The sequence below is a fragment of the Maribacter sp. UH1 genome (assembly GCF_056839145.1).
This window is the reverse complement of the sequence record NZ_CM166387.1, coordinates 2,647,754-2,662,392: the sequence shown is the minus strand read 5'-3', so window position 1 is coordinate 2,662,392 and position 14,639 is coordinate 2,647,754. Positions and strand designations below refer to the sequence as shown.

General features: G+C 34.4%; 11 protein-coding genes. 6 read left to right on the top strand and 5 right to left on the bottom strand.

Annotated features, from left to right (window positions below):
* Positions 1-3: 3 nt before the first annotated feature.
* From UH1x_RS11525 to UH1x_RS11505, 5 genes are all read right to left on the bottom strand, one after another.
* Entirely contained in the window at positions 4-1,209 is a 1,206-nt protein-coding gene (locus UH1x_RS11525; protein WP_482621826.1) for a bifunctional alpha/beta hydrolase/OsmC family protein, read from the bottom strand.
* A gap of 189 nt (positions 1,210-1,398) precedes the next feature.
* On the bottom strand, positions 1,399-2,544 hold the full coding sequence (locus tag UH1x_RS11520) for an alpha-hydroxy acid oxidase (RefSeq protein WP_482621825.1): 1,146 nt from the start codon (positions 2,542-2,544) through the stop codon (positions 1,399-1,401).
* A gap of 8 nt (positions 2,545-2,552) precedes the next feature.
* Positions 2,553-3,926 carry an FGGY family carbohydrate kinase gene (locus tag UH1x_RS11515; RefSeq protein WP_482621824.1) on the bottom strand — a complete coding sequence of 458 codons (1,374 nt, stop codon included), beginning with the start codon at positions 3,924-3,926 and terminating at the stop codon, positions 2,553-2,555.
* Positions 3,927-3,936: 10 nt separating this feature from the next.
* Positions 3,937-5,217, bottom strand: a complete 1,281-nt coding sequence (locus UH1x_RS11510) for a sugar isomerase (protein WP_482621823.1) — start codon at positions 5,215-5,217, stop codon at positions 3,937-3,939.
* A 76-nt stretch (positions 5,218-5,293) separates the two neighbouring features.
* Positions 5,294-7,399 (bottom strand): bifunctional aldolase/short-chain dehydrogenase, encoded by a 2,106-nt coding sequence (locus UH1x_RS11505; RefSeq protein WP_482621822.1) that lies wholly within the window; start codon positions 7,397-7,399, stop codon positions 5,294-5,296.
* A 230-nt stretch (positions 7,400-7,629) separates the two neighbouring features.
* On the opposite strand from UH1x_RS11505, the gene UH1x_RS11500 reads away from it, so the two are divergent.
* From UH1x_RS11500 to UH1x_RS11475, 6 genes are all read left to right on the top strand, one after another.
* Positions 7,630-8,676 (top strand): GntR family transcriptional regulator, encoded by a 1,047-nt coding sequence (locus tag UH1x_RS11500; RefSeq protein WP_482621821.1) that lies wholly within the window; start codon positions 7,630-7,632, stop codon positions 8,674-8,676.
* Positions 8,677-8,787: 111 nt separating this feature from the next.
* On the top strand, positions 8,788-9,612 hold the full coding sequence (locus tag UH1x_RS11495) for a phytanoyl-CoA dioxygenase family protein (RefSeq protein ID WP_482621820.1): 825 nt from the start codon (positions 8,788-8,790) through the stop codon (positions 9,610-9,612).
* Between the two features lie 2 nt (positions 9,613-9,614).
* Positions 9,615-10,322: a creatininase family protein gene (locus UH1x_RS11490; protein ID WP_482621819.1), complete on the top strand. Its 708-nt coding sequence runs from the start codon at positions 9,615-9,617 to the stop codon at positions 10,320-10,322.
* A gap of 1 nt (position 10,323) precedes the next feature.
* On the top strand, positions 10,324-11,286 hold the full coding sequence (locus tag UH1x_RS11485; RefSeq protein ID WP_482621818.1) for an aldo/keto reductase: 963 nt from the start codon (positions 10,324-10,326) through the stop codon (positions 11,284-11,286).
* Between the two features lie 13 nt (positions 11,287-11,299).
* Positions 11,300-12,337: an L-rhamnose/proton symporter RhaT gene (locus tag UH1x_RS11480; protein WP_482621817.1), complete on the top strand. Its 1,038-nt coding sequence runs from the start codon at positions 11,300-11,302 to the stop codon at positions 12,335-12,337.
* Between the two features lie 32 nt (positions 12,338-12,369).
* On the top strand, positions 12,370-14,496 hold the full coding sequence (locus tag UH1x_RS11475) for an alpha/beta hydrolase fold domain-containing protein (protein WP_482621816.1): 2,127 nt from the start codon (positions 12,370-12,372) through the stop codon (positions 14,494-14,496).
* Positions 14,497-14,639: the final 143 nt, after the last annotated feature.

The window sequence follows — 14,639 nt, the reverse complement described above, 5'->3', positions numbered from 1 at the left end:
ATTCTATTTTAATTCCGTTAATACTGTAGAACCTGTTGTTAAAGTTTTATGTACGGGACATTTATTAGCAATCTCCAATAACCGCTGACGTTGTTTTTCATCTAGATTACCGAACAGTTCTATTTTTCTTTTAAAGGTATCTATTTTCTTAATCGATGCCGTGTTTTCAGAATCTGGGGCATGCTCTTTGCCATAATCAACATGTACTATTACTCTTTGTAAATCCCATTTCTTTCTAGTGGCGTACATTCTCAATGTCATCGCGGTACAAGCTCCTAATCCCGATGAAACATAATCATATGGAGAAGGACCAAAATCGTTTCCACCAAAATCAGTAGGTTCATCTGCAATCAACAAATGATTACCAGAAACTATTTCAGAGGTAAAACCTTCATTACCTATACTCACCGCTACTTGATGAGCTGTCTTTAAAGGTGCTCTCTTAGGAATATCCAAATAACGCTCTGCCCAACCGGCAATAACATTACCTACATAAGTAGAATCTTCATTATCCGTCAAAAGATGATCAGCCTTATCTATAGAAATAAAGCTCTTAGGATGATGCGCGTATTTATACAATTCTTTTGCATTTTCAATACCCACAATAGTATCTTGTGGCGAATGAATGACCAAATATGGTTTTCTCAAGTTCTTTAAAACCTCTTTCATAGGTTTTGACTCAATATCATCAATAAAATCTTTTTTAATAGTGAAGTCCCTACCACCAATATTTACTTTTGCTTTTCCTATCGCATTTATTTCTTCCACATTAGACTTGAACAAATGTTTTACATGAGCTGGTGAAGAAGGAGCCCCAATAGTTGAAACAGCGACAACAGATGCAATTTGAGAAGCAGCAAAAATTACAGCCGCACCACCAAGCGAGTGTCCAATTAAAAGAGAAGGAGCTTTATAATTTTCTTCTAAAAATTTAGCCGCGTGAATAAGATCAGAAACGTTCGATGAAAAATTGGTGTCCTCAAAACTACCCTCACTATCACCTAGACCTGTAAAATCGAAACGAAGTACGGCAATTCCTTTATTTACTAAAGCTCTTGATATATTACGAACGGCAGAAAAATTCTTGTTACACGTAAAACAATGGGCAAAAATTGCATAACTATGAGCCACTTGATTGTTAGGCACTTCTAACCTAGCCGCTAATTGTTTTCCTTCAGAATTTGTAAACGATACTTTTTCGAACCCCATATTTGACTTTTCTATACTGTTAATCTAACCTAAAGTATTAGAAGTAAATAAAGGTTAAAACTTACAAATCTCTTTTAAAAGGGAAGTTCTAAAGAGCTTATTAGAAAAAATTCATCCATAAAAAAGCCCCTTGATTTCTCAAGAGGCTTCTCTATTGCAAATTATTGAGAACAGAAAAATAATTGCAATTTATATAAGATGTTTGGGTAAATCTTTAACACGTTCACAACATAACTGATCCATAACCTGTTTAAACTGTGTTTTTAGCATCCCGATAGTATGATCACCGCCTTTATCACCTAGCGCGCCAGTTCCATAAACGAAAGAACGACCCATAAAGGTGAATTTAGCACCACTAGCTATTGCACGCGCAATATCAGGACCTGAGCGCAAGCCACTGTCCATCATAATCTCAATTTGACCGCTATATTTAGTTGTGATTTCTTGAAGCGAATTTATCGTCGATTGAGCTGCATCTAACTGTCTACCTCCATGGTTAGAAACGATAATACCATCAAAACCCATGCGTATAGCATCTTGAGTATCTTGTTCAGAAGCAACTCCTTTTAAAACTAGTTTTCCTTTCCATTTATCTCTGATTGGTTTGATTTTCTCTTCATTCAATCTACCTGAAAAAGTTTTATCCATAAATGCACCTAGTTCCTTTAAATCTAGCCCTTCTGGCGTATATGGTTTCAATGTCTCAAAAGTAGGTTGACCATATTTTAAGGTGTTATATGCCCAATTTGGTTTTCCTAAAATTTGAAGAATATTAGCGACAGTCATTTTTGGTGGTAATGCCAATCCGTTTCTAAAATCGCGCGGGCGGTACCCAAACGTAGGAACGTCACATAATAAAACAAGAACAGGGCAACCTGCAGCTTCGGCACGATTGATAATATCATCTCTTATGGCGTCGTCAACGGGGTTATACAATTGAAACCAAGCATTACCCTTTGTGAGCTCGCTAGCTTTTTCAATATCCATAGTGGTAACAGTACTAAGTATAAACGGAATATTATGATTATGTGCTGCTTTTGCAAGAATAGCCGGTGTATTTGGCCACATGAGACCTTGAAGTCCGACAGGGGCTATGCCAAAAGGAGCATCGAACTCCATCCCCATTATTTTTGTCTTTAAACTAGAGGTACCATTATTCCTAAGATACCGTGGTTGTAGCTGAACCTTCCGAATATCAGATGTGTTCCTAGTAAGACTTACATCTTCATTACAGCCACCATCTAAATATTCAAAAGCGAACTTTGGAATTCTTGATTTTGCTTTAGACCGCAAATCGTCTACTGACGGATAGTCTGAGTTGAAATTCATAGCCATAACTAATTTTATTTTAAAATGAGTGGCACGTGTTTTTTAACAGCGTAATTATTTTTAAGAAATTTAGACTCTAATATCTTGTCTGAAATAACGATTGCAGCACCTAGAGCAGAACCAAGCGAAGAATTTGCAGTTCTAAGCTTCATCGTGTTCATAAATTGTGAAAGCATTTGTATGTACACTTCATTATCACTAAAACCACCGTCAATATAAAGTTTTTTGATTTTAGATTTTCCAATAGCAGCTTTAATACTCTTCTCTTGAAGTAAAACTAATTCTAAAAGCAATTGATGATAAGCATATTCATAACTATCGTATACCATTATGGTTTCATTAGGCATATGTTCTGAATACATGGTAGACCACTTGAACATGTGAGTAAAATTTCTGTTGATTTCTAAAAAGATATCTTGATTGAATTTTACTTTTTTATGACAGTCATAAGGCACATTGTAATAATCGGATAATACTTTGACTTGGACCTTGTACTCGTTACCCAAAAATAATCGTGAAACTTTTACAGCACTTCCGTCTACTCTCATGTTAAAAAGCGAACTATTTTCAATATCATTTAAACTCAACATCCCGTCATTAAAAGGGTTGATAGAAATACTCCATGTACCCGTAGAAACCAATAAAAATGGTTTGAGAATACTACGACTATATGGTACTAGCGCCGATGAACTATCATGAATACCACAACCTATATTAATTTGATGTCCTTTATAATTAACCAATGTTGTTTTACACGAAGATTGTATAGGAGGCAATTTCTTATCAATTCCTTCTTTATTCACCCAATCGTGATAGTCTTTCTTTTCAAAATCCCATAGCATGGTATGACAACCAATACTTGTAAATTCACTTACCGGAATACCTGTAAATAAATAGCTTAAATATTGTGGTAGATGTAACGAATATTGAATTTTCTCAAAGACCCCTGGTTGGGCTAACTTTAGCCAATATAACTGTATTCCAGCATTTAACATGCCTAATTTTGGTGACCCGGTTACTCTGGTAATTTCGGTTTCTGCACCGTGAGTTTCATAAAAAGAATCTAAAACCTCATCCTTTAAAGGTTTCATATAATTGTAAAGATGCGTAAGTGGCTTACCCTTTTCATCAATATGCACCAAACTAGCCCCATAACAAGAAAAGTTTAAAGCTTGTATATCATATTCTTTTGAGTCTAGCATTTTATCAAAAATGGCTACAGCCCAATTTTTCAAAGCTTCTAGGTTTTCGGTAGGGTAACCGTCTTCGTCTTCAATTTCATCAAAACGAATATACTCGCGATGAATCTCTCTAAAAGATTCGTCGAATAGAAAAAACTTTTTGTTCGTTTTTCCAATATCGAATACAGCCGTTACCTTTATCTTCATTGCAATATGATTATAGACCTGACGCTACTGAATTAACTCCTCTTTCTTTTATTAAATTTTCTCTTACTTGCAATGACCTATAAGCTTTTAAAGGGTCTAACGCACCTTCATTATTTAGCCTTGCCTTCTCAAGTAATGGTCGCACATCTGTGCGGTAGGCAGCTTGAAGTATCTCTTGACATTTTACAACATCATGATTCATTTGTGCGGTCGTTAAAAGTTCTTGGTCTACAAGCAGGGCTTTTGCGTATGCTTCTTTTATGGCTTCTAAAGACTGAATTAAATCTTCTAAAGGATCTTTAATATTATGACTAGCATCTATCATCCATGCAGGGTATGGGTTTTGAGGATTATTCTCCATCCCGTAAACTAAGGCATTAAAAATTAAAAATAAGGAATAAGGCTTAATACTACCAACCGTAAGATCATCATCGCCATACTTACTATCATTAAAATGAAACCCACCTAATTTTCCTTTTAACATTAAGGTAGAAACTATTTGCTCAATATTGGTATTCGGTAAATGATGACCTAAATCAACTAGAGTATATGCTTTTTCTCCACAGGCATTTGCAAGCATAAATGAGGTACCCCAATCTTGAATTACCGTACTATAAAAATTAGGCTCGTAAGGTTTGTATTCAATAAACATTTTCCAATCATCAGGTAGTGTTTTGTAAATATCCTTTAAACTATCTTCAGTATTTTGAAGTGCAGATTGAAAATTATTCTGACCAGGAAAATTAGCTCCATCTGCCAACCAAACGGTTAAACTTTTTGAACCTAATTTGTCGCCGATTTTTATAACTTCAATATTGTGTGCTATTGCCTGTTCACGTGCAGCTTTGCTTGTGTTACTTAGTGACCCGAACTTATAACTTTTTTTTGAATCTCTTTGGTCTTGAAAGGTATTGGAATTGACCGCATCAAATATGATGTCGTGAGATTTAGCCAAATCTTTTATTGCATTATAATCTTGTGGAACATCCCATGGAATATGTAATGATATTGCACCCGCACTTTGCGTAAGAGAATGAATAATACCAACATCATCAATTTTCAACTCTAAACTAGAAGGTTCGCCTTGATATCCAAATCTTCCAAAACGAGTACCACCAGCACCTAATGCCCAGCTTGGTATGGCTATCTGAAAGTGTTCAATTTTTTTAATTATGTCATCAACATTGGTACCTTTTTTAGCCAATTTATTAGCTAAAAAATCGAAATGCTCATTATGCTCAATGATGTCTTTTCTATTTACATCATCAAGTTGATTTTTATCTATTCTCATAAACTTCTTAATTTTGGAAAAATACTTCCATGAGCGAATTAACCCTAATGACCCATGGAAGTAAGAACAAACTAAATTATCTTACAAAGGCATTACTCATACCACCATCTACATTAATAATATTTCCGGTAGTTTTATTTAAAATACCTACGCATGCAAACACACCATTTGCAATATCTTTAGGGTAAATAATTTCATTTAAAAGGTTTCTTTTAGCGTAATGTGCAGGTAGCTCATCTACGGTAATTCCGTAAGCTTTCGCTCTACCTTCTGCCCAATCGCCTTCCCATATCTTACTACCTACGATAACACCGTCAGGATTTACAGTATTAACACGTATTTTATCACCACCTAATTCAGCTGCCAACAATCTTGCCATATGTTGCTGAGCAGCTTTTGCTGTTCCATAAGCAACATTATTTGGACCTGAAACCAGACCGTTTTTACTGGCAATACTAACAAAATCACCACCTAAGCTTTGTTTTCGCATAATACTTACAGCTTTTTTTGCAAGTTCGAACTGACCTTTTACCAGTACGTTTTGTAATATATCCCAATCTTTATCTGTAGTTTCTTCTAAAGGTTTTGAAATAGCAAGACCTGCACTATGAACAACAATATCTACACCACCAAATTCTAAACATGCCTTTTTATAAGCTTCAGTTATAGATTCACTTTCTGTTACATCACAAACCGCATAGCTTGCTACATCTTTAGCATAAGTTGCAACGCCTTCCTTCAGTCTATCTTCCGCAATATCAGTCAATACAACGTTAGCGCCTTCTTGAGTTAATTTATCGGCAATAGCTTTACCAATACCGCCACCTGCACCAGTAACCAAAGCTACTTTACGTGATAAAGGCTGTTCTTTTGGCATACGCTGTAGTTTTGCTTCTTCTAATAACCAATATTCAATATCAAAAGCTTCTTGTCGCGGTAAGGAAGTATACGCCGTAAGTGCCTCTGCTCCGCGCATTACATTAATAGCGTTTACATAAAACTCATTAGCAACACGGGTAGTCTGTTTATTTTTAGCAAAACTGAACATACCAACACCAGGATAGATAATTATAACCGGATTTGCATCTCTAACAGCAGGGCTATTTTCGCGCTTATGATTGTCATAATAAGAATTGTATTCTTTTCTATACTGCTCAAATGCCGGATGCAATTTCGAGAATACTTGTGCTGTATTTGAAAAATCTTCATTAGGATCTAAATTCAATACTAACGGCTGTATTTTAGTTCTAAGAAAATGATCAGGACATGAAGTACCCATAGGTGCCAAACGTTCTAAATCATTACTATTAATAAATTCCAAAACAACATCACTATCATTAAAATGGCCAATCATTCTATTTTCTGAAGAGCAAAGCCCCCTAAGCATAGGCATTAATTGCGCTGCTTTTTCTAATCGATCTTCTTTAGCAAGGCTTTTTATCTTTTGACCACCAAATACGCTACCGTTATCGGCAATCTTTTTCTCTATGTATTCAGAAGCCATTTCAATAACTTCAAGACTATTTATATAACATTCATAAGAAGTATCGCCCCAAGTAAAAAGTCCGTGACTACCTAATACGATCCCTCGAATTCCGGGGTTGTCGTTAAGACATTTTTCTAGTTGAAGCCCTAAATCAAATCCAGGTCTTTGCCAAGGTACCCACCCCATGGTATCTCCCCATATTTCCCTGGTCACCTTTTCACTATCCTTTGCTGCAGCAACGGCAATCAAAGCATCTGGATGTAAGTGGTCTATATGTTTAAATGGTAATAAGCCATGCAAAGGCGTATCAATAGATGGTGCTTTACTTTCTAGATCATAAATACAATGATTGAATAGACCAACCATACGATCTTCATCTTCTAGGCCACCATAAACATTTTTTAAATTTCGTAGTCTCTCCGTATAAAGACCTGCTATACCTGCTTTAGTTAAGGTGCCGATATCGCCACCAGAACCTTTAATCCACATTACTTCAGCTTCTTCATTTGTCAACGGATCTTTTTCAATGGTTTTACAACTTGTATTTCCACCACCGTAGTTTGTTATTCTTAAATCTGCACCTAAAATATTTGAACGGTAAAGGAATAAGGCAACTTGGTCATTACCATATTCAGCGGCTTTTTTATGATCCCATAAATAATCAACATACTTTAAATTCTCAGATATATGACTCATGAACTTTACTTAAATAATTAGTATTATCGTTAGATTAGCTAGCTAAGCTAAAAGTTAGTAACCAATATAGCATCCTGTACTATACTGTAAATTAGCACTCTCGTTTTAAATATTTATTTTACCCTTGTTTAAGCAAAATCATTGCGTATTTTAAATGAATAATAGCTTTAGTTAGTAATGCTATCAACTAAATAACCCTCTGTAAACAATAAATCGACAACCCCATTTTCATGATAACATTTAGAAAAATAGTAATCGACAGAAAGTCAAGAAAACCTAAATATAGACAAATTGTTGATTCAATAATTGATGGTATTGCTACTGGATCTATAGTTATAGACGAACAGCTACCATCTATAAATATGTTTAGTGAAGAATTCTTATTATCGCGAGACACTGTCGAAAAAGCATACAAAATTTTAAAAGAAAGAAAAATTATAACCTCTGTAAGAGGTAAGGGTTACTTTGTATCAAGAACACAATTAATCTCAAAAATCAATGTGCTATTTCTTACAAACAAAATGAGCACTTATAAAATGAAAATTTACAATTCATTTATAAACTCCTTAGGCAGCGATGTTCATACAGATTTGTTTATTTACCACTGCAATGAATCTTTATTCTTGAACCTATTAGACAAAAGTCAGAGTGCATATGATTATTATCTAGTAATGCCACATTTTAAATCTGAACAACTGAAACATAAAAGTTTTTCTGAATCCATTATCAACAAATTGAATGATATTCCTAAGAAGAAACTTATTATAATGGATAATAATAAGATTGAGTTAAAGGGTGATTATTCTGAGGTATATCAAGATTTTGAAAATGACATTTACAATGCGCTAAATGATGGTATCGATAAAATTATAAAGTATAAAAAACTTCTATTGGTTTATCCTGAAAAAATAGAATACCCCTATCCAAAGCGTATTGTATTTGGGTTTAGAAAATTCTGCGCAGAAAATAATCTTGATTTTGAAATACTAAATGAGATTTATGATGATATGATTTTAAAGAAGGGGGATCTCTATATTACAATTGAAGAATCGGATTTAGTGAATTTGGTTCATCAAATTCGAGAAGACCATATGTCTATAGGAGAAGATATTGGTATTATCTCATATAACGACACCCCTTTAAAAGAGCTTTTAGGGATAACCGTAATATCTACGGATTTTGAAAATATGGGAAAAACAGCTGCTCAGTTAATTTTAGAATCTAAAGTGAGTAAAATTAAAAACCCATTTAACTTGATTGATCGCAACTCTATGTAATATAAATTGTTTAAAATATTACAGGATAGCACAGGATGAAGCAAATACTAATTTATTCTAGTATTGTTTAACAAAATAGAACCAATATTCAAAATTCTAAATTATCGAGTTATGAGACATAATTTAACGGCAGAAGAAATTTCAAGTTATCGCACAAACGGATTTTTAATCGTTGATGACTTTTTAAATGAAGATGAAGTAAAATTATGGAAAGACACCATTGATTTAGCCATTGAAAAAAGACAGGGTCGAAAATTTCCTCACTCAGAAGTAAAAACTGGTGATTCTGACGGAATCAATAAAGATGCAGAATACTTTGGTAAAGTTTTTGACCAAATCATCAACTTATGGATGACAGATGAAGGCGTGAAAAATTTGATGCTCGACAAGCGACTAGGTAAGATGGCAGCAGATCTTTCGCAAGCAGATGGTATTCGTATTTGGCATGACCAATCTCTAGTAAAACAACCTTGGGGCAACCCTACTTCTTGGCATTTAGATACTCCGTTCTGGTCGTTTAATGATAGAGAAGCATTAAGTATATGGGTAGCTTTAGAAGATGTAACATTACAAAATGGGTGTTTATATTTTATGCCTGGCTCCAATAAAGATACCGAGCTTGTAGAACCAGGTATTGGTTCTAATATGGGAGATATTTTTAATTCGTACCCAAAATATGGCTCAAAAGACCCGCAACCTGCGGTAATAAAAGCTGGTAGTTGCACTTTTCATAACGGATTAACAATACATGCCGCAGGTGTGAACATGACGCCAAGAACAAGAAAAGCAATGACGTGTGCATATATGCCAGATGGCGCTGTCTTTAATGGAAAACAAAATGTATTACCAGATGACTATTTCAAGTCATTAAAAATTGGGGATGTTCTAGATAATGAAGATCAAAATCCATTAATTTATCATAAAAACTGGGATTAAAAATGGACGATGCTAATTGGGGGCATTTTGATAGAATGCTTCCTATACAAATAGAAGCCATATTCAAAAAAACTCCGATTGCGTATATACCTTGGGGGGCAATAGAATATCATGGTAATCATAACCCGACAGGGTTGGACACACAGAAAGCATATCATTTATGTGTTGATTTGGCAAAGGATTCTGGCGGTTTAGTTTTTCCGCCAATAAGTTTGGCTGCCAATTTAATAAAATCATATCCAGGTGTTAATTTCCCTAAACATTCCATAGAGTTTTCTGAACATTTAGTACGCTCTATTTGCGAAGAATATTTAGAACAATTAATCTCTCAAGAATTCAAAATAGTGGTGTTATTATCTGGTCATGCCGGTCAACCTCATCTAGATATTTTAAAAGATGTAGCCAAAGAGTATAATAAGAAGCAAACAGGCTGCTATATCTGGGCATTGGCAGAATTTGATATTTTGCCTAATGAGTTATTAGAAGCAAATCATTCAGCTTTAGGCGAGACATCTTTACAATTGTATTTCGAACCGCAAACAGTAGCTCTTGATAATCTGCCAAAAGAAAGAGAGGTAACGTTAGAGCAAGATGCTGTATCTGGTAAAGATCCAAGATTAGCTAACAAAAAACTTGGTGAGCAAATAGCAAAAACCTTTGTTTTGAACGCATCAAAAAAAATTGAAGCCTTAAAGCAAACATATTTTTAAAATGAAAAAAAGAATATTAGGTCGTACAGAATTAAATGTAAGTGAGATAGGTTTAGGTACCTGGGCTTTCGGAAACAATGTTTACGGTGGCGTTGCCGAAAAAGATGGTATCGCGACAATTCATGCAGGTATAGACATGGGTATTAACTTATTTGATACAGCACCACAATATGGAACAGACAAGCAAGATGGTGTTGCTGAAATTGTATTAGGAAAAGCCTTGAAAGGCAAAAGGAATAAAGTTTTCATATCATCAAAATTTGGAAGAAATCCTTGTATTAAAAATGGTGCTTCACAGTTTTACAAATCACGAATTATAGATTCTGTTGATGAAAGTTTAAAACGTTTACAGACCGATCATATAGATGTACTTTTTTTTCATTCTCCTTTCTCTTCCGATGAAATAAATGATGATGTTTGGGAAGGTGTTGAACATGTAAAAAAGCAAGGCAAAGTTCGCTTTATGGGACATTCAGTTTCAATGTTCGACCAAACAGAAAATATGGCTAGACAATGGGCGAATGAAAATAAAATAGATGTTGTACAAGTTGTACTTAGCTTAATGAACAGAGAATCACAAAAGCTAATTAATGAATTACACGAATCTAATATTGGCGTGTTCGCAAGAGAATGTCTTGCTAATGGGTTTTTATCGGGAGCATTTAAAAAAGACACCATTTTTAAAGAAGGTACTTTAAATGCTCGTTATTCTCGTGAGCAACTTGCTGAAAGAATTGACCAAGTAGAAGCTTTTAAATTCTTAATTAAAAACGACATTCATAATATGCCAGAGGCTGCACTACGATGGGTTTTAGACCAAAATGGTGTAACCACTACTTTATCTGGCGCAAAAAACATTCATGAACTTGAAGGTGCCGTATCTGCTTCAAAAGCTGATTCTTTTACAAAAGAAGAATTACAAAAAGCCAAGACAGTTTTGAACAAAAATTATGAAGCGGCATAAAAATTAAAAAACTATGGGCGCATTACTAGGTATAATTTTACATGCAATTGGTGGTTTTGCCGCAGGTAGTTTTTACATTCCTTTTAAATTAATAAAAAAGTGGAGTTGGGAAACTTCTTGGTTTGTATTAGGTATTGCCGCATGGCTAATAGCGCCAATACTAATGGCTTGGTTTACTGTCCCGAATTTATTTGACGTTTTGTTTGCTGCAGATTTTGAAACCAAACTTTACACCTTCATTTTTGGAGTTCTTTGGGGTATTGGAGCTTTAACCTTTGGTTTATCTATGCGTTATTTAGGCATAGGCTTAGGTATGGCCGTTGTCTTAGGCTTTACCGCAGCATTTGGCACATTAATACCACCAATTTATTCTGGTACATTTTTTCAGTTATTAGAAACACCCGGTGGTATTATGGTATTGATAGGAGTATTAGTAACACTTTTCGGAATTGCAATTGCGGGAAAAGCCGGAATTTTAAAAGAGAAAAATTTAAACGTAGAACAACAACAAGCTGCTATTGCAGAATTCAACCTTTCTAAAGGTATTGTGATAGCTATCATCTCAGGTATTCTGAGCGCTTGTTTTGCTTTTGGACTCGCCGCCGGCAAACCAATTGCAGATGAGGCTTTAAAAGTCGGAGTCCAGAATATATTTCAAAACAATCCTGTTATTGTTTGGATCCTTTGGGGTGGATTATTAACCAATATCATTTGGACAGTTGTTTTAGGCATTAGGAACAAAACATTTGGTCAACTTACAGATGAAAAAATACCTAACAAACCCAAAAACTATATGCTAGCTATAGCCGGTGGTATAACCTGGTATTTTCAGTTTTTCTTTTACGGTATGGGTACTACTTTTCTAGGTAAAGAATATGAATTTGCCAGCTGGTCTTTACACATGGCCTTCATTATTATTTTTAGCACACTTTGGGGAATTTATTTTAAAGAATGGGAAGGTGTCTCTAAAAAAACCATGCGTACATTATGGCTCGGTCTCTCTGTAATCATTTTATCCACACTATTGATTGGAATAGGAAACAGCCTATAATTTCAACATTGAATTAAATACTTAGAGTAGAAATGAAAATCAAAAATATAGCATCGCTATTTGTCTTTTTATTACTTGTAATAACAACTTATGGGCAAGCTAATTTTATTCTGGAAGATGCAACTACATCTAGGTTCGATCTAACCGATAAAATTTGGGCACAAAATATTGGCGATGCATCCGTTTCTCTTTGGAACGATGATAAATTAAGTGCATTTAGCATTACCATTGACGATAACTATGAACAGGATATTCCTTTTTGGATTGAACAACAGAAACGATTTTCTTTTAATTTTACATGGTTTGTAATAACAGAGGCTGAAGAAAAATACAATGTAAAGAATTGGTCATTATTCAATGAACTTGCAAAAAAAGGAAATGCCATACAAGGTCATGATGATAGAAATTGGTATGAAGATAAAACCAAAGGCATCAATTTTCCTTCTTTAAAAGAATACAACCGCAGATTAAATAGAACAAAATCTAAAATTGAAAAGCATATTAAAAATCTAAAATGCTTAACATATGCATATCCATGGGGCGAAGGAAATGAAAATGAGGCTAGTAAACACTTTATAGCTAGTAGAGGAGTTATTGGCAGATTGAACACTGCAAATCAAATAGATTTTAAACAGGTAAGAAGTATTTCCAATCCTCATATTTATAAAAACGACAGTACTCGTAATCATTACATATTACCGCTCTTAGACAAGACATCAACATTAGAAGGTAAAAACTATTATAGAGGTTGGGGAAGCACTCATTTTCATGAAGTATCTACCTTAGAATCACAAAACAAAACCATAGATTTTCTTAAATATCTCAAAGAAAAAGAAGATAAATTATGGATTGGCACTTTTCCTGATATTGCAAAATATGCTCAAGAATATGCAACTCACTCTATCAATGTAGATTCTGTTTCCGCGACTAAAATTCATATTACATTAAAGGATGAAATGAGAGATAATATTTACGACTATCCATTAACTGTAAAAGTTCGTTTAGCCAATAATTGGGTGTCTCTATCTACAATCCAAGACGGAAACGAAATAGAAAGTGAAATTATACAATACAATGGCAACAAATATGCATTAGTAAAAGCTATACCCGATAACGGCCAAATTATATTAGAAGGAAAAGTTGATCATACCATTCCCAAAAACAGTAATCAAATGCGTTTTGAGCTAACTACTCTTAAAGACGAATATTACGTACCCTCTACCATTTCTAAAGAAGCAAAAGAAATTCTTAAAAAAAGAGGAAGGTTTGCAAAAAACAATGCCCGTTTACCAAATCCAGATGCACCTATAAAAGAGTGGACAGATTACCAAAACAATTTAGAAAGTAGAGTATTAAAAGCCATAGAGCCGATTAAACTGTTTTATAAATCATCAATTGACACCATAACCATTGGTGGTATTAGGGCAATAGATATAAAGCCAAAAGGGCATAAGAAAAACAACAAAGTAATAGTCTATGTGCATGGCGGCGGTTATGTTTCATTAAGTGCCGATGCAACATTGGCATCTATGCTTCCGCTGGCAGATATATCAGGGTTAAGAATTATAGCTATAGATTACACGCTAGCCCCACAAGCTAAATTTGAAGCAATTACGAATGAGGTTATTCAGTTTTACCAAGCACTCTTAAAGCAGTATGATGCTGAAAATATTGCTTTCTACGGTGACTCTGCAGGTGGCGGATTGGCTGCTGGTAGTATATTAAAAATGAGAGATTCAAATTTACCCTTACCCTCTTCATTGGTTTTATGGTCACCATGGCTAGATGTTGCAAAAGTAGGCGACAGTCATTTTACGTTAGCAGATAACGACTCAAGTTTAAAATATTCAAATCTCTTAGAAAACGCAGCATTAGCATATGCCCCTGATACCGAGTTTAAAAACCCATATGTTTCTCCTGTTTACGGTGATTTTTCTAAAAAATTTCCACCTACGTTAATACAGGTTGGTAGTAAAGAAATATTGTTAAGTGATGCTATAAGAATGTATCGAATCTTAGATAACCACGGTATAGAAACAAAGCTAGATTTATACGAAGGTATGTGGCATGTTTGGCAAGGTTATTACTTAATTCCAGAATCAAAAACCGCGGTCGAAAACACAAAGAAATTTATTTATAAGCATCTAAATATGAATTAGAGAATTTAGATTTTCAATTAGATGTAGCCGTATTATCATCTCTACTTTATTAGAACGAATTCACTTCTAATAATGTTTCGCTCATCTCAAATTCAACACTTATGCTCATCCAATATATCTTTAAAAACAATTACGACTACATC

Coding starts and splice junctions, on each gene's coding strand:
- UH1x_RS11480 (WP_482621817.1), top strand. CDS start 11,300: ATGGGCGCATTACTAGGTATAATTTTACATGCAATTGGTGGTTTTGCC.
- UH1x_RS11505 (WP_482621822.1), bottom strand. CDS start 7,399: ATGAGTCATATATCTGAGAATTTAAAGTATGTTGATTATTTATGGGAT.
- UH1x_RS11500 (WP_482621821.1), top strand. CDS start 7,630: ATGATAACATTTAGAAAAATAGTAATCGACAGAAAGTCAAGAAAACCT.
- UH1x_RS11495 (WP_482621820.1), top strand. CDS start 8,788: ATGAGACATAATTTAACGGCAGAAGAAATTTCAAGTTATCGCACAAAC.
- UH1x_RS11475 (WP_482621816.1), top strand. CDS start 12,370: ATGAAAATCAAAAATATAGCATCGCTATTTGTCTTTTTATTACTTGTA.
- UH1x_RS11525 (WP_482621826.1), bottom strand. CDS start 1,209: ATGGGGTTCGAAAAAGTATCGTTTACAAATTCTGAAGGAAAACAATTA.
- UH1x_RS11485 (WP_482621818.1), top strand. CDS start 10,324: ATGAAAAAAAGAATATTAGGTCGTACAGAATTAAATGTAAGTGAGATA.
- UH1x_RS11510 (WP_482621823.1), bottom strand. CDS start 5,217: ATGAGAATAGATAAAAATCAACTTGATGATGTAAATAGAAAAGACATC.
- UH1x_RS11515 (WP_482621824.1), bottom strand. CDS start 3,926: ATGAAGATAAAGGTAACGGCTGTATTCGATATTGGAAAAACGAACAAA.
- UH1x_RS11520 (WP_482621825.1), bottom strand. CDS start 2,544: ATGGCTATGAATTTCAACTCAGACTATCCGTCAGTAGACGATTTGCGG.
- UH1x_RS11490 (WP_482621819.1), top strand. CDS start 9,615: ATGGACGATGCTAATTGGGGGCATTTTGATAGAATGCTTCCTATACAA.